The organism is Actinomyces sp. SKVG-SVH-4(1) (genome assembly GCF_048514265.1).
GTDB lineage: Bacteria > Actinomycetota > Actinomycetes > Actinomycetales > Actinomycetaceae > Actinomyces > Actinomyces oris.
Genome location: NZ_JBGEVE010000004.1, coordinates 218,512 through 233,705, shown reverse-complemented (window position 1 = coordinate 233,705; position 15,194 = coordinate 218,512). Strand labels below are relative to the sequence as shown.

The 15,194-nt window shown below is 67.7% G+C and carries 11 protein-coding genes; 8 read left to right on the top strand and 3 right to left on the bottom strand.

Annotated elements, in window-relative coordinates:
• The first annotated feature begins 58 nt into the window (after positions 1–58).
• Together AB7V09_RS05630 and AB7V09_RS05625 are read left to right on the top strand one after the other, a co-directional pair.
• Positions 59–577: a PadR family transcriptional regulator gene (locus AB7V09_RS05630; protein ID WP_075414994.1), complete on the top strand. Its 519-nt coding sequence runs from the start codon at positions 59–61 to the stop codon at positions 575–577.
• A complete protein-coding gene (locus tag AB7V09_RS05625; RefSeq protein WP_419143183.1) occupies positions 567–1,202 on the top strand; it encodes a GyrI-like domain-containing protein in 636 nt (211 codons plus the stop codon). The genes AB7V09_RS05630 and AB7V09_RS05625 overlap by 11 nt, the downstream gene beginning before the upstream one ends.
• Here the strand turns inward: AB7V09_RS05625 and AB7V09_RS05620 are convergent.
• On the bottom strand, positions 1,199–3,865 hold the full coding sequence (locus AB7V09_RS05620; RefSeq protein ID WP_419143202.1) for a DEAD/DEAH box helicase: 2,667 nt from the start codon (positions 3,863–3,865) through the stop codon (positions 1,199–1,201). The genes AB7V09_RS05625 and AB7V09_RS05620 overlap by 4 nt on opposite strands.
• A gap of 210 nt (positions 3,866–4,075) precedes the next feature.
• On the opposite strand from AB7V09_RS05620, the gene AB7V09_RS05615 reads away from it, so the two are divergent.
• The 5 genes from AB7V09_RS05615 (at position 4,076) to AB7V09_RS05595 (ending at position 11,234) form a co-directional block, all read left to right on the top strand.
• Complete coding sequence (locus AB7V09_RS05615; protein ID WP_419143182.1) at positions 4,076–5,623, top strand: alanine/glycine:cation symporter family protein; 1,548 nt, start codon at positions 4,076–4,078, stop codon at positions 5,621–5,623.
• Entirely contained in the window at positions 5,620–7,074 is a 1,455-nt protein-coding gene (locus AB7V09_RS05610) for an alanine/glycine:cation symporter family protein (protein WP_314920591.1), read from the top strand. Before AB7V09_RS05615 ends, AB7V09_RS05610 begins: the two co-directional genes overlap by 4 nt.
• Positions 7,075–7,079: 5 nt before the next feature.
• Positions 7,080–8,555 (top strand): alanine/glycine:cation symporter family protein, encoded by a 1,476-nt coding sequence (locus AB7V09_RS05605; protein ID WP_419143181.1) that lies wholly within the window; start codon positions 7,080–7,082, stop codon positions 8,553–8,555.
• Between the two features lie 233 nt (positions 8,556–8,788).
• Positions 8,789–10,384, top strand: coding sequence for an alanine/glycine:cation symporter family protein (locus AB7V09_RS05600; protein ID WP_419143180.1), 1,596 nt, complete (start codon positions 8,789–8,791; stop codon positions 10,382–10,384).
• A gap of 25 nt (positions 10,385–10,409) precedes the next feature.
• Positions 10,410–11,234, top strand: coding sequence for a fumarylacetoacetate hydrolase family protein (locus AB7V09_RS05595; protein ID WP_314158439.1), 825 nt, complete (start codon positions 10,410–10,412; stop codon positions 11,232–11,234).
• Positions 11,235–11,380: 146 nt separating this feature from the next.
• Here the strand turns inward: AB7V09_RS05595 and AB7V09_RS05590 are convergent, their stop codons facing one another.
• The gene (locus AB7V09_RS05590) at positions 11,381–11,938 is read right to left on the bottom strand and encodes a hypothetical protein (RefSeq protein WP_314158438.1); all 558 of its coding nucleotides are present in this window, start codon (positions 11,936–11,938) and stop codon (positions 11,381–11,383) included.
• Positions 11,939–12,676: 738 nt separating this feature from the next.
• Between AB7V09_RS05590 and gltX the strand changes: the two genes are divergently transcribed.
• Complete coding sequence (gene gltX, locus AB7V09_RS05585) at positions 12,677–14,293, top strand: glutamate--tRNA ligase (RefSeq protein ID WP_419143179.1); 1,617 nt, start codon at positions 12,677–12,679, stop codon at positions 14,291–14,293.
• A gap of 141 nt (positions 14,294–14,434) precedes the next feature.
• Here gltX and AB7V09_RS05580 read toward each other — a convergent pair whose 3' ends face one another.
• Positions 14,435–15,130: a serine/arginine repetitive matrix protein 1 gene (locus AB7V09_RS05580; RefSeq protein WP_419143178.1), complete on the bottom strand. Its 696-nt coding sequence runs from the start codon at positions 15,128–15,130 to the stop codon at positions 14,435–14,437.
• Between the last annotated feature and the right edge of the window lie 64 nt (positions 15,131–15,194).

The window sequence follows — 15,194 nt, the reverse complement described above, 5'->3', positions numbered from 1 at the left end:
CGGTGAATCAGCCCGGTAACCGACTTGCTCACCATTACTCTAGCGCTAGAGTATCGGTATGTCCTCCGACGCCGACATCGTTGTCCTCTCTCTCCTTGCCGAGCAGCCGCGCCATGGCTACGACCTTGACCGGGTCATCGAGCAGCGCGGCTACCGTCAGTGGACATCGTTGGCCTTCTCCTCCGTCTACTACCTCCTCAAGCGCCTGTCGGAGCGGGGGCTCCTCGAGCCCGATGAGGGATCTCAGGGGCGGCGCACCGTCTTCCGCGTCACCGAGGCCGGGCGCCGCGAGCTGAGACAGGCCGCCGGTGAACGTGTCCTCGCCCCGGCTCCGCCTTCCGCCGGTGTGCTCCCGGCGCTCAACGCCTATAGCCGGCTCGACGATCCTGCGCTCGCGGCCCTCCTCGCGCGTCGCGCCGAGGCGCTCCTCGGCAGGCTCGATGAGCTGCGCGCCCTGCGTGCCCAGGTCGACGAGGAGCACGCCCTGGCCATCTTCGACTACGAGATCCTGCGCCAGGAAGCGGATCTCGCCTGGACCCGATCCCTCCTGAAGAAAGCAGACAGTGATGAGGACTGACATCAAGAAGGACCGCAAGGACCTGTACCTGCCGGGAAAGGCCGACTTCACGGAGGTGGACGTGCCGGCCATGACCTACCTGGCCATCGACGGCCATGGCGACCCCAACACCTCACCGGCCTACGCCACCGCGATCCAGGTGCTCTACGCGGGCGCCTACGCGATCCGCGCCGTGCTGAAGAAACGAACCGGCGATGACTTCGTCGTCGGCCCCCTGGAGGGACTGTGGACGAGCGCCGACAATGCGGCCTTCGTCGCCGGTGACAAGGGGGAGTGGGACTGGACCATGATGATCCCCCTGCCCGAGGCGGTCTCCTCGCAGGACATCGCCGAGGGGCTGGCGCAGGCGGCGCGCAAGAAGCCGGAGCTGCCCGTCTCCGCTCTCAAGGAGCTCTCCCTGAGCGAGGGCAGGTCGCTGCAGATCCTCCACGTGGGCACCTACGACGACGAGGCCCCCACCTTGGCGCGCCTGCACGACGAGGTCATGCCGGGCCTCGGCCTCACCTGGAATGGGCCCCACCACGAGATCTACCTCAGCGACCCCAGGCGCGTGGCACCCGAGAGGATGAAAACCGTCCTGCGCCAGCCGGTCAGGTCCGTCGTGGAAGCCAACGAGGCGGGTTAACCCTGCTGCGGGCCCACGGACAGCAGGTGGATGACCGTGCGCCCCTCCCTGTCGCACTCGGCCAGATCTACCAGGGCCGTCAGCCGCCAGTCGTGATCGCCGTCGGGGTCCTCCAGGACCTGCGTGGCCAGCCACACCTGCCTGCCAGAGGCCTCCAGGGCCTCGCGCAGGCGCTCACTGACCCCGGCTGCCGCCAGGGCCGTCTCATCGGGGGCCTCGTCGAGCGGCGCCAGCGAGATCGCCCGAGCCGAGGTGTCGGTGCCGATCCAGTCGTACTCGTCCCAGTAACGGCCCAGCACCTCGTCCCAGCGGTCCTCGCCCCAGCCGGAGGAGGCGTCCAGACGGCCCAGGGCCTCGACGTCGTCGCGCGCCATGAGCTCCACGCGCCGGAACATCTCCCGGCGCACCGCCACCCGGAAGGCGTGACGGTTGCGAGTGAAGGCCACCGTCCCGTTCTCGTCCGCGCCGAAGGCCCGCTCCACCCCGGATGAGTCGTCCGCACCGGGACGGTCGCCCTCCAGCAGGCCGGCGGCCTCGCCGGCCTTGCCCGCCTGGGCCTGACCGAGCGCCTCCCACTCATCGAGCAGGGAGGAGTCGACGGCGCGCACGAGCGCCCCCAACCAGTCGATGAGCTCGACCACCTCAGGAGTGCGGTGCTCCTCGGGCACGACCTGGCGCAGCGCCCGGTAGGCGTCGGTCAGGTAGCGCAGCACCACGCCCTCGCTGCGGCCCAGCTCGTAGCGGGAGATGAGGTCGGAGAAGGTCATCGCGTTCTCCACCATCTCGCGCACCACCGACTTGGGCGCCAGCTCGTGCTCGGCGATCCACGGGTTGGCCTGCTTATACATCTCCAGGGCGGGGGAGAGCAGGTCGGCCAGCGGCTGGGGCCAGGTGACCTCCTCCAGGGCGGCCATGCGTTCCTCGTAGTCCATGCCCTCGGCCTTCATCGCGGCGATCGCCTCGCCGCGGGCGGCGCGCTGCTGGGCGTAGAGCAGCGGGCGCGGATCGTCCAGGGTGGCCTCGACGACGCTGACGACGTCGACCGTGTGCTCCGGGGCCTCCACGTTCAGCAGGTCCATGGCCGCCAGGGCGAAGGGCGCCAGGGGCTGGTTGAGGGCGAAGTCGGCCGGCAGGTCCACCGCCAGGCGGAGCCGAGGGCGCCCATCGGCGGCGGCCTGGGCGCTGGAGACATGCGTGAGGACGCCCGCCGTGCGCAGGGACAGGTAGATCTCCAGGGCGCGTCGCACGTGGCGGCGCCGCTGGGCCTCGGGCTCGTGGGCGCGCTCCAGCAGGCGCGCCATCGCCGCCACTGGGTCGCCGGCGCGCTCCATGAGGTTGAGCACCATGGTGGTGGTGACCTGGAACTGGCTGGTCAGTGTCTCCGGGGCCGCGTCGCGCAGCCGCTCGAAGGTCTTGTCGGTCCAGTTGACTCGCCCCTCGGGGGCCTTCTTGCGCACGATCTTGCGGCGCTTGCGCTCGTCGTCGCCGGCCTTGGCCAGCGCCTTGGCGTTCTCGATGACGTGCTCGGGGGCCTGGACGGAGACGTAGCCGCGGGTGTCGAAGCCGGCGCGCCCGGCCCGCCCGGCGATCTGGTGGAACTCTCGGGCGGTGAGGTGACGCTCCTTGGAGCCGTCGAACTTCACCAGGGAGGTCATGACCACTGAGCGGATCGGCACGTTGATCCCCACCCCGAGCGTGTCCGTGCCGCAGATGACGGACAGCAGGCCTTCGCGGGCCAGTCGCTCCACCAGCCGCCGGTAGCGCGGCAGCATGCCCGCGTGGTGCACGCCGATCCCGGCGCGCAGCAGCCGCGAGAGCGTGGCCCCGAAACCGCCCCCGAAACGGAAGTCGCCCAGCGCCTCCACAACCTCGGCCTTGCGGGACTTGGGCACCAGGTCCACGCTCAGCAGGGAGGTCGCCCGCTCCACCGCCTCCTTCTGGGAGAAGTGGACGACATAGACCGGCGCCTTGTCCTGCCCCACCAGGCGCTGAAGCAGCTCACCGATCGGCTCGACGACGTACTCCATCTCCAACGGAACCGGCCGCACGGCGTCGTCGACGACGGCGACCTCGCGGCCCGTGCGCTCGCGCAGGTCCCGCACGAAGAAGGAGACGTCGCCCAGCGTGGCCGACAGCAGCACCATCTGCGCCTGGGGCAGCTCCAGGAGGGGCACCTGCCAGGCCCAGCCGCGCTGCGGGTCGGCGTAGTAGTGGAACTCGTCCATGATGACGCAGTCCACGTCCATGTCCTCGCCCTCGCGCAGGGACTGGTTGGCCAGAATCTCCGCGGTGCAGCAGATGATCGGGGCGGCGGCGTTGATGGAGGTGTCCCCGGTGACCATGCCGACGTTATCGGCCCCGAACAGGCGCACCAGCTCGAAGAACTTCTCACTGACCAGGGCCTTGAGGGGGGCCGTGTAGTAGGAGCGGCCCCCGCGGGCCAGGGAGGCGGTGTGGGCTGCCAGCGCGATCATCGACTTGCCCGAACCGGTCGGGGTGGCGGCGATGACGTGGCGGTCCTCCAGGATCTCCGACAGCGCCTCATCCTGGTGCGGGTAGAGGGGGCGGCCGGTCGTCTCCGCCCAGCTTGAGAAGGCCAGGTAGACCTCCTCGGGCTCGGGGACGCGCTCGGGATCGTCAGCCGGAATGAGGGCATCGAGCATCGCGTTGAGGGCCGGAGCAGTCTGGGAGGTCACGGCGTCATCGTCTCACGAGGCTCGATCGTGAACGATCCGGGGAGGAGCGCGGGAATCCGATGCTGAGGAGCCGCGCCCGCGTCCTGAGGAACGACCGCACTATGTCCCGGGCGGCGATTCATGAGAGCATGCGGGCCGTCCCCACCTGTCGTGACACCGTGAAAGGCTGAATCTCCCATGGATGTCCTCGCTGCTCAGCTCGCGGCGGTCTCGGACTGGATCACGCTCCACATCACCATGTGGGTGCTCGTCGGTACCGGGATCCTGCTGACCGCCCGCACCGGCTTCGTGCAGCTCCGCCGCCTGCCGGACATGTTCCGCCAGGTGGCCGGGTCGCGTTCGGGTGCTCAGGGGGGGATCTCCTCCTTCCAGGCCTTCACGATCTCCCTGGCCGCCCGCGTGGGCATCGGCAATGTCTTCGGAGTGGCCGCCGCCCTCATCCTGGGCGGCCCCGGTGCGATCTTTTGGATGTGGGTGGTCGCCCTGGTCGGGATGGCCACCGCCTTCTTCGAGGCGACCCTGGCCCAGATGTTCAAGGTCCGCCACACCGACGGCTCCTTCCGCGGCGGGCCCGCCTACTACATGGCACGCGGGATGCGCAGCCGCCCCCTGGGTGTCGCCTTCGCGGGACTGACGATCTTCACCTGCGGCTTCTCCATCATCATGGTCCAGTCCAACGCCGTCGCCGGGGTCATCGGCCCTGACTCCCCGCTGCACCTGCCCCCGAGCGCCGCCGCCGCGGTGCTGGTGGGGCTGTCCGCCCTGGTCATCCTGGGCGGAGTACGCCGGGTCGCCCGCGTCACCGAGTGGATGGCGCCGATCATGGCCCTGGTCTACGTCGTCATGGCCGTTGTCATCGTCGCTCTCCACATCACTCAGCTCCCGGGGCTGCTGGTCACGATCGTCTTCTCGGCCTTCGGCCCGGTGCCCTTCGCCGGAGGGATGACAGGGGGCATCATCGCCGCTCTGACCAACGGGACCCGCCGCGGCCTGTTCTCCAACGAGGCCGGGCAGGGCACCGCCCCCTTCGCTGCCGCCACCGCCACCGTGGCCCACCCCGTCCAGCAGGGCCTCATCCAGTCCCTCGGCGTGTTCGTCGACACCATCGTCGTGTGCACCGCGACCGCCTTCATCATCCTGGTCTCCGGGGTCTACAGCCCCGCCCTCGTCAAGGCCGGCACGCTGACCCCCGATGCCGCGGCAACCTTGACCTCCGACGCTGTCGCCGCCACCCTCGGCAGCTGGACGGCCATTCCCATGGCCATCGTCATCTTCGTCCTGGCCTTCTCATCCATCATCGCCGCGGCCACCTACTCCGAGGTCTCCATGACCTTCATCTCCGAGCGGCCCGAGTGGCGGTGGCTGCCCCGGCTCGTCTCGGTGGTCTCGACCGGGCTGGGGGCGCTCGCCTCTCTGACCGTCGTGTGGAACACCGTCGACATCACCATGGCCGTCATGACCCTGACCAACCTGGTCGCCCTCATCTGGCTCGCTCGCTGGGGAGTGGGGGCACTCAGGGACTGGGACGCTCAGCGCGCGGCGGGACGAGTCGCGCCCCTGTTCAGCGGCGTGGGCAACCCCTACCTGCCCGGTGACCTCCCCGGTGATGTCTGGACCGGCGAGAGGACCCACTTGGCCGAGGCGGGCGGCACCGCCGACGACGGCGTTCCCGCAGCCACCCCGGCCAGCAGCCAGCCCGCCGCCTCGACAGGAGCCGACGCATGAACCTCACCGGTATCGAGAACCTGCTCAAGGTCGTCGACGACTTCTTCTACACCTACCTTCTTGCCGCCCTGCTCATCCTGGTCGGCATCTACCTGACCACTCGCACCCACCTGGTTCAGCTGCGCCACTTCGGCACCATGGTCAACTCGCTGTCCGGGTCCCGATCCGGTGCGCAGGGCGGTATCTCCTCCTTCCAGGCCTTCGCCGTGGGGCTGGCCGCGCGCGTCGGCATCGGCAACATCGCTGGAGTGGCCCTGGCCATTGTGGCCGGCGGCCCCGGCGCCCTGTTCTGGATGTGGGTCGTCGCCCTCATCGGCATGGCCACCAGCTTCGTGGAGTCCACGCTCGCCCAGATCTTCAAGGAGCGCGGCCGGGACTTCACCTTCCGTGGGGGCCCCGCCTACTACATCAAGAACGGCCTGGGATCGGCTCTGTGGGGCAAGGTCTTCGCCGCCATGTGCATCGTCTCGGTCGGCGTCACAGTGGTCATGGTGCAGACCAACTCGCTGGCCGAGGTCATCACCGCCACCGTCCCCAGCGTCTCGGGCTGGATGGTCGGGGTCTTCCTCGTTCTACTGACCGCGCCGGTGGTCCTGGGGGGAGTCCGGCTCGTGGCCCGCGTCGCGGAGTGGCTCGCTCCCGTCATGGCGCTGGCCTACGTGCTCATGGCCGTGGTGGTCATCGTCCTTAACGCGGACAAGCTTCTCGAGGTCCTTGTGAGCATCTTTGAAGGGGCCTTCGGCGTCAACCAGGCCTTCTTCGGCACCGCTGGAGGAGTCCTCGCAGCGCTGCTCAACGGTGTGCGCCGCGGTCTGTTCTCCAACGAGGCCGGGCTCGGAACCGTCCCCAATGCTGCCGGCACCGCGACCGTCGCCCATCCCGTGCGTCAGGGGCTCATCCAGTCCTTCGGCGTCTTCGTCGACACGATCCTCGTGTGCACGGCCACCGGTCTGCTCATCCTGCTGGCCACCGACACCTACCATCCTGGAGACGACTCCCTGGTCGGCGCGATTCTCACCCAGCAGGCCGTTGCCGAGCATCTGGGCGCCTGGACCACCTGGCCCATGGTGGTGCTCATCTTCGTCCTGGTCTTCTCCACGGTGCTGGGCTGCTACTCCTACGCCCAGGTCAACGTCAACTTCCTGGGCGGAGAGCGCCGGGCCGAACAGGTCTTCGGGATCGTCCTGACCGCGGCGGCCTTCGGTGGCACCGTCCTGACGCTGCCCATCGTCTGGGCCCTGACCGACATCGCCCTGGGACTGCTGGGCGTGCTCAACCTCGTCGTCATCGTCCGTCTGGCCCCCTGGGTCATCGGAGCCCTGCGGGACTTCGAGTCCCAGCGTGCCCGGGGCATCACCGAGCCCGCCTTCGTGGGGCACGGCAACTCCCTGCTGCCCGGAGACGTGGTCCCCGGTATCTGGGAGCCCGACGACGTGGCGAAGCGGGGCTGATCACCATGCCACCTCTGGGGCGCATCTCATGGATGGGCCAGGTCGACGCCGCCCTGGCCTCCTTCTCCGACATGCTCTACTCCTGGGGCCTCATGTGGCTCCTCATCGGGGCGGGCATCTTCTTCACCGTGAGAACTGGGGCTGTCCAGTTGCGGCACACCGACGCGATCGCCGCCTCAGTGGTCGGCTCCCGCGACGGGAGCCACGGCGGCATCACCTCCTTCCAGGCCTTCGCCGTCGGACTGGCCTGTCGGGTGGGGACCGGAAACATCGTCGGGGTCGCCCTGGCACTCATCCTGGGCGGCCCCGGAGCCGTGCTGTGGATGTGGCTCGTGGCGATCCTGGGAACCGCCACCGCCTTCAGCGAGGCCACGCTCGCCCAGCTGTTCAAGGTGCGTCGCCCCGACGGCACCTTCCGCGGTGGTCCCGCCTACTACATCTCACGAGGACTGGGGCTGCCGATCCTGGGCGGGGTGTTCGCCGTCGTCTTCCTCATTGCCAACGGCCTGGTCATGCCCATGGTGCAGGCCAACGCCATCACCGCCTCCCTTCAGGGGGCCGGAGGGCTCTCACCGAGTCTGGGAGCCGTCCTCGTCGTGGCCCTGACCGCGCCGGTCCTCCTGGGAGGCCTGCGCGCCATGGCCCGCGTGGCGGAGTACCTGGCCCCGTTCATGGCGCTGGCCTACCTGGTGCTGGTTCTGGCCATCCTCCTGACCCACCCCGTCCAGGCGTGGGAGGCGCTGTGGTCCATCATCGAGGGGGCCGTCGGCCTGCGCCAGGGGCTGGGCGGCCTGGCCGGCGGGGTGACCGCCGCGCTGCTCAACGGCGTGCGCCGCGGCCTGTTCTCCAATGAGGCGGGACTCGGAGGGGCCGCCTGCGCCGCGGGCTCGGCCACCGTGAGCCACCCCGTCCAGCAGGGATTCATCCAGGCCTTCGGGGTCGTGGTGGACACCCTGTTCGTCTGCACCGCGACGGCGCTGGCGATCCTGGTCGCCGGCGCGGACGTCCTCCAGCCCGGGGCGAGTGCCAAGGACAGTGCCGGAACCCTGACCCAGGACGCCATCGCCCATCTCGTGGGGGAGTGGAGCCGCTGGCCCATGGCGCTGCTCGTCGTCGTCCTGGCCTACACCACCATCATCGGGGCCTTCTCCTACGCCCAGGTCTGTCTCGACTACCTCACCGATCGTCCCTGGGTCGCGCGTGCGCTGCAGATCGGCGCTGTCATCTGCGCCGGCATCGGCAGCGTGCAGCAGCTGACCACCGTGTGGACCCTGGCGGACGTGCTCCTGGGGCTGGGCGCCATCATCAACCTCGTGGCGCTGGTGCTCCTGAGCCGATGGGTCGTCGGAGCGCTCAGGGACTGGGAGGCCAGGCGGGGCACGTCAACGGCGGAGGGCGACAAGTCGGTCTTCCGCAGGGACTCCGAGTACCTTCCGGCGCCTCTGCCGGAAGGCGCCTGGGAGGGGGCAGGCGAGCGGTAGATGGGCGGTGTCGCGCACAACGCACCACGCGCCTCGCGCACGTGCGGCAGCGATGCCACAGGGCCGTCACCGAATCGAAACACTGTATCCGTAGCCTTCGCGAATACGGTGCCCTCCCTCCCGAAGGAGGGGGACGTGGGCAGGACGTGTATCCCGGACCGCTCCCGTGCTGGTTCGCGCGCCCGACGCCCACCTCGCCCGCGCCGTCGTCCCACCCCTACGGAGGATCTCACGTGCAACCGGTTCTGGCTTCCCTGACCAGTGCGGCATCCAGCGCAGGCAACGGCTGGACCGCATCCTTGGAGCGCTTCTTCAACGATGGCGCCAAGATCCTCGATGACGCCGCCGGGCACCTGTTCCTCTACCTGCTCGCCTGGCTGCTCGTGCTGGGGGGCCTGTACTTCACCATGCGGACCGGATTCGTGCAGCTGCGGCTCTTCCCCTACATGGTGCGGGCCATCACCTCCTCCCGTGACAGCAAGGAGGGCGGGATCTCCTCCTTCCAGGCCTTCGCCGTCGGGCTGGCCTCCCGCGTGGGCACCGGCAACATCGTGGGTGTGGCCATCGCCATCACCATGGGTGGCCCCGGTGCCGTGTTCTGGATGTGGATCGTGGCGCTGGTGGGCATGGCCACCGGATTCATCGAGGCCACCCTCGCCCAGCTCTACAAGGTCACCCACCCCGACGGCACCTTCCGCGGCGGCCCGGCCTACTACATCCAGCGCGGCCTGGGCTCCAAGCCCGCCGCCAAGCTCTTCGCCGTCGTCATCACCTTCGTCTTCGGCTTCGCCTACGAGGCCACCCAGGCCAACACGATCGCCGCCACGATGGAGAGCACCTTCCACGTCGAGCCGTGGATGACCGCCGTTGCTCTGGTCGTCATCACCACGCCGATCATCTTCAAGGGCATCAAGTCGGTCGCTGCCGTCTCGGAGTGGCTCGTGCCGATCATGACGGTGGTCTACGCCCTCATCGCCGTGGCCATCCTGGTGCTGCACGTCACCGCGATCCCGGGAGCGATCCTCTCCATCTTCGAGGGCGCCTTCGGAGTCGACCAGGCCTTCGCCGGGACCGCCGGGGGATTCACCGCCGCACTTCTCAACGGCACCCGCCGAGGCCTGTTCTCCAACGAGGCCGGTGAGGGATCGGTCCCCAACATCGCAGCCACCGCCACCGTCCCCCACCCTGTCCAGCAGGGATTCGTGCAGTCCCTGGGCGTCTTCGTCGACACGATCGTGGTCTGCACTGTCACCGCCCTCATCGTCCTGCTCTCCGGGGTCTACGACCCGGTGGCCGCTCAATCCGCCCCGGAGGTTGCCAATGGCGCCGCCAACACCCTGACCTCGGCATCGGTCACCAACGTCCTCGGTGGCTGGGCGCAATACCTCATGGCCGTCATCATCTTCGTCTTCGCCTACTCCTCGCTCCTGGGAAACTACACCTACGCCCAGGTCAACATGGACTACCTCCAGGGCAAGCAGCACAAGCACTACGCCCTGCGGGCCATGATCATCGTGGCCACCGCCGTCGGCTCCCTGTCCACCCTCACCTTCGTGTGGAACCTGTCCGACCTCGTCATGGGGGCGATGACCGTCATCAACATGGTCTCCATCCTCGCCCTGGGAGGCTGGGCCTTCGGAGCCCTGCGCGACTGGGAGGCCCAGCGCCGCGCCGTCGAGGCCGGCGAGAAGGACGAGATCCGCTTCATCGCCACCGACAACCCCTACCTGCCCGGCACACTCCCCGGAGACATCTGGGCCGCCGACGGCGCCGCCCACGCCGCCATCACGGAGCGTCGCGCCGCGCTCGAGGAGGCCTCGGGCAGCTGAGCCCAACAGCGCTAGGCTGAGGCCCATGAAGATCGCGCGCTTCTCCACCGGTGACGAGCCCCGCTACGGCATCGTTCAGGGCCTACCCGAGCATGAGGTCGCCTCGGGCGAGTCCGAGGGGCACCTCCTGGTCCTCAAGGGAGACCCCCTCTACTCCCTGCCCGAAGCCACTGGGGAGGTCGTCGAGCTGCGTGAGGCCCGGCTCCTGTCGCCGGTCATCCCGCGCTCCAAGGTCGTGGGGATCGGGAAGAACTACGCGGGCCACATCGCCGAGATGGGGGAGGACGAGCCGCCGCGCGACCCGGTCGTCTTCCTCAAGCCCAACACCTCCGTCATCGGCCCCGATGCTCCCATCGTTCTGCCCACCTGGAGCGAGGAGGTCCACTACGAGGCTGAGCTCGCCGTCGTCATCAAGACCCTCGCCAAGGACGTTCCCGCGGACCATGCCGACGACGTCATCCTGGGTTATACGGTGGCCAATGACGTCTCGGCCCGAGACCGCCAGCGCGCCGAGCCGCAGTGGGTGCGGGCCAAAGCCTTCGACACCTCCTGCCCCCTGGGGCCGTGGATCGAGGTCCCCGAGCCCGGCCGCGAGCCGCTCTTCTCACCCGGAGACGCGGTGGTGCGCGCCCGGGTCGACGGCCGCCTCGTCCAGGAGGGACGGACCACTGACATGATCCGATCGATTCCCGAGCTGGTCGCCTACGTATCGACGATCTTCACCCTCCTGCCCGGCGACGTCATTCTCACCGGCACGCCGGCGGGAGTCGGCGAGATCCGAGCCGGTCAGCGCGTCGAGGTCGAGGTCGAGGGCATCGGCTCCTTCTCCAACCCAGTGGTTCGCCGCTGAGGCGACACGTCTGGCCCCGCGGAGCCGGAGTCCTCGCCCCGAAGACGACGACGGGTGGGGTTCTCGAGACATGTTCCGAGAACCCCACCCATGCCGGTAGGTACCGGCGTTACTCATCGGCTCATGGTGAGCCGAGGGAGAGTCGATCAGGTGTCCTTGGGCGAGCTTCCTGAGCCCTTCTCGTCGCTCTTCTTGTCCTCGGATCCGCTCTTCTTGTCCTCGCTCTTGGAGCCCTTGCCGGTTCCGTTGTCAGATGTGCCCTCATCCATGTCTGTCGGACCGGGATTACTGATCGGTGTGGCCTTGAACAGCGTCTCCATCTCACTGGCGGAGTAGGCATCAACAGGGCAGGCGTACGCCGCCTGGAGCATGACGGGTCTGCCCACCGTGCTGAATACACGGATGACCCTGGTGATCTTGTAGTCCTTGTTGTCTTGTGTGCCGGTGTACGTGAAGTCCAGCCGCCTGGTCTCGATGGGGTGACCATCGGTGTCCTTGACCAGGGTGGAATCGTCCTTGGTGGGCTCGAAGGAGACATTCGTGAATTCCGGCTTCTGATAGGCGGCGATAAAGGCCTCAGCCTGATAGTCCGACTCGGCGCGATCACCCTCACCGCTCGGTTCGTACAGGTTCTGCGTCGCGGAGAACACGCAACCGTTCGACTTTTCCATCCTGTTCTTGCCGTCGGTGTCGTAGGTGGTCACGTTCCACCCGGAGTGAGACTGCGGGAACTCCCACGAAGGAACGTACTCGACGTTGCTGTTCTTACCTCCCTTGGAGGGCTTTTCCGATGGTTCTGCAGTCTTGTCCGATTTTTTGGCGGATGATGACGCACTGCTGGAGGCACTGGGACGCGCGGGGCCGGACTCGTCCTGGCACGCCGCGAGAGCCGGGAGGGCCAAAGCAAGGCTGAGGCCGGCGACAAGGGGGAGTTTGAGTGATGATCGGCGGCGGCTGGCGGAACGTGCTGCGGGATGAGGGGACGGGGACATGAGGCCTCCAAGGAACGATGAGTCGGGAGTCTTCCCGAACGGGCTGGGGATGTCATCACCACTGGTGGGAGCCGCGAGAACTTCCTAGCGGCGACATCATGATCTCACGGGTGCCACGTTAATTCGTCTGAGTGCGCAGAGCGATGGGGTGAGATCCCCATCTCGTGGGGTCAAGGTCGAATACTTCAGGTGAGGGACCCCCTCATAGTGTCTCCGTGTCGGATGATGAATTCTGGGAAACGCATGGTCGGCAGAACATGTTGATGGAAAGAAAGGCCGTCGTTGCCAGGAGGGCGGTGCTTGCTGGGCACCTTGCCACAGGGGCCTGGGTTGCTGGTTCTGACAGCTGGAGCGTTCACGGTGCCGGCGGCGGCCGGCGTGGCGGGGGCCCGCCCGAGGGGCCCGACCTGTTCCCTGGGTGGCGTCAGAGGGGACTATCCTGGCCCCATCATGCCTGAACTCAGTGATCACTCATCCGCCTTCCGTCCTGAGCCCACCAGCACCTCCGGTATCCCGGAGCAGGGCTCATCGTCCGTGCGCGTACGTTTCTGCCCCTCACCTACGGGAACCCCTCACGTGGGCATGGTGCGCACCTGCCTGTTCAACTGGGCTTACGCCCGCCACACCGGCGGAACCTTCGTCTTCCGGATCGAGGACACCGACGCCGCCCGAGACTCCGAGGAGTCCTTCGACGCCATCCTGGACTCCCTGACCTGGCTGGGCCTGGACTGGGACGAGGGCGTGGGCAAGGGGGGCCCTCATGAGCCCTACCGCCAGTCCCAGCGCATGGACCTGTACAAGGAGGTGGCCGCCGAGCTGCTGGCTGCCGACTACCTGTACGAGTCCTTCTCCACCCCCGAGGAGATCGAGGCGCGCCACCGTGAGCGTGGCGAGGACCCCAAGCTCGGCTACGACGGCTTCGACCGCGATCTGACCCAGGAGCAGAAGGACGCCTTCCGCGCCGAGGGTCGCCTGCCCGTCCTGCGGATGCGGATGCCGGATGAGGACATCACCTTCACCGACTTGGTCCGCGGCCCCATCACCTTCAAGGCCGGCAGCGTGCCGGACTACGTCGTCGTGCGCGCAGGCGGTGAGCCCCTCTACACCCTGGTCAACCCCGTTGACGACGCCGCGATGGGCGTCACCCACGTTCTGCGCGGTGAGGACCTGCTGTCCTCCACCCCGCGGCAGGTGGTCCTCTATCGGGCCCTCATGGACATCGGTCGGGCTCAGGTCATTCCAGAGTTCGGGCACCTGCCCTACGTCATGGGGGAGGGCAACCGGAAGCTGTCCAAGCGGGACCCCCAGTCCAACCTCCTCATCCACCGCTACCGCGGCATGATCCCCGAGGGTCTCCTCAACTACCTGGCCCTCCTGGGGTGGTCACTGAGCGCGGACCGCGACGTCTTCTCAGCCGCGGAGATGATCGAGGCCTTCGACGTCCATGACGTCAACCCCAACCCGGCCCGCTTCGACCCCAAGAAGTGCGAAGCCATCAACGCCGAGCAGGTGCGTGCGCTGGGAGAGATCGACTTCCGGGACCGGCTGGTGCCCTACCTCGCCGATGCCTACCCCGACCCGACCGGTGAGACCGCTCAGGTGCCACTGGTCTCAGCGGAGGCCTTCGACAAGCTCACGGCGCGCGAGCAGGAGATCCTCAACGCGGCGGCCCCCCTTATTCAGACGCGGATCCAGCTGCTGCGAGAGAGCCGCGACATGCTCGGCTTCCTCTTCGTGTCCGACGACGATCTCGTCGTCGACGACAAGGCTCTGTCCAAGCTCAAGGCATCGGCCGGAGACGTGCTGGATGCGGGCATCAGCGCCCTGGAGGGGCTCAATCCTGAGCAGTGGGACAAGGACCATCTGGAGGAGGCCCTCAAGACCGCCATCGTCGAGGGGCGGGGCATGCCCGACGGCGAGGGGATCAAACCGCGTCTGGCTTACGGCCCGTTGCGTGTCGCGGTGACCGGGCGACAGGTCTCTCCGCCCTTGTTCGAGTCCATGGAGATCCTCGGAAGCAGCTCCACCCTGGCCAGGCTGAAGACTCTTCGGGTCCGGCTCGGGTGAGGTGACTGCACGATGAACTGAGCCGGTGGGGCCGGGACGCAGCGCTAGCGCGTGCGTCCCGGCCCCACCGGCTCAGTGAGTGCGGAGCTGAGTACAGGACCGCACCAGCCGTCCCGCTCTTCTGCGGGCCGCGCCGGCCGATTACATGGCTCCGGCGTCGATTCCCTGGACTCGGATACCGGCGAGAATTGTGTGCCACTGCTCTAAAGAGGCCGGTGTATCCGTTTGGCACACAAGTGCAACATTCAGGACGTATCCCTCTTTTCCGACGGTCCTGCTAAAACGATATCCCACGACAGGTGTATTCGGGGAGTTAGAGAAGTTGACGTTACCGCTGAATCCCACCTCGTAACCGGGAATCGTTCCGTTGTCGTCGCGCACTGCTTCGACAGGCGAAGGGGTGCTGGTGGTCTGATAGGTTGTGTAGTCGTCAGTCTTAATCGATACGTCAGTCATCGACTGCAGCCCATCGATGGGGTGGGGCGTGAAATATTTTTCCGAGACGTATTGGCTGATGTACCCCTGACAGACCTGCCCGTTGGTGAACTGGTATCCCTCGATGTGGACAGAATCGGAGTTCTTATCGGTGTTGGCCAGATCGTCGTTTCGGGACCAGACGGATGTATCTTCGTTGGTGAAGGTGACTGACGGTCGAGACCACGTGGCGGCTGCAGAGGGGGTGGCGGACGGCGTCTTCGACGACGTCGGGCTCGGTGTCTCGGATGGTTCCGAGTCGGAGGGGCTGGCCTCGGCGGAGGCGCCGGCGGGCTCGACGCTCAGCTGTCCCTGGTGGGCGGGGCCGCAGGCGCTCAGCGCCAGACTGGCTGCGAGGCACATCCCCAGGGCCAGGCGACGAGCTCTGGAGGGGGTACGGGTAAGGAGCATCTGGTGGTGGTGCGGT

Coding starts and splice junctions, on each gene's coding strand:
- AB7V09_RS05630 (WP_075414994.1), top strand. CDS start 59: ATGTCCTCCGACGCCGACATCGTTGTCCTCTCTCTCCTTGCCGAGCAG.
- AB7V09_RS05625 (WP_419143183.1), top strand. CDS start 567: ATGAGGACTGACATCAAGAAGGACCGCAAGGACCTGTACCTGCCGGGA.
- AB7V09_RS05620 (WP_419143202.1), bottom strand. CDS start 3,865: ATGCTCGATGCCCTCATTCCGGCTGACGATCCCGAGCGCGTCCCCGAG.
- AB7V09_RS05615 (WP_419143182.1), top strand. CDS start 4,076: ATGGATGTCCTCGCTGCTCAGCTCGCGGCGGTCTCGGACTGGATCACG.
- AB7V09_RS05610 (WP_314920591.1), top strand. CDS start 5,620: ATGAACCTCACCGGTATCGAGAACCTGCTCAAGGTCGTCGACGACTTC.
- AB7V09_RS05605 (WP_419143181.1), top strand. CDS start 7,080: ATGCCACCTCTGGGGCGCATCTCATGGATGGGCCAGGTCGACGCCGCC.
- AB7V09_RS05595 (WP_314158439.1), top strand. CDS start 10,410: ATGAAGATCGCGCGCTTCTCCACCGGTGACGAGCCCCGCTACGGCATC.
- gltX (WP_419143179.1), top strand. CDS start 12,677: ATGCCTGAACTCAGTGATCACTCATCCGCCTTCCGTCCTGAGCCCACC.
- AB7V09_RS05580 (WP_419143178.1), bottom strand. CDS start 15,130: ATGTGCCTCGCAGCCAGTCTGGCGCTGAGCGCCTGCGGCCCCGCCCAC.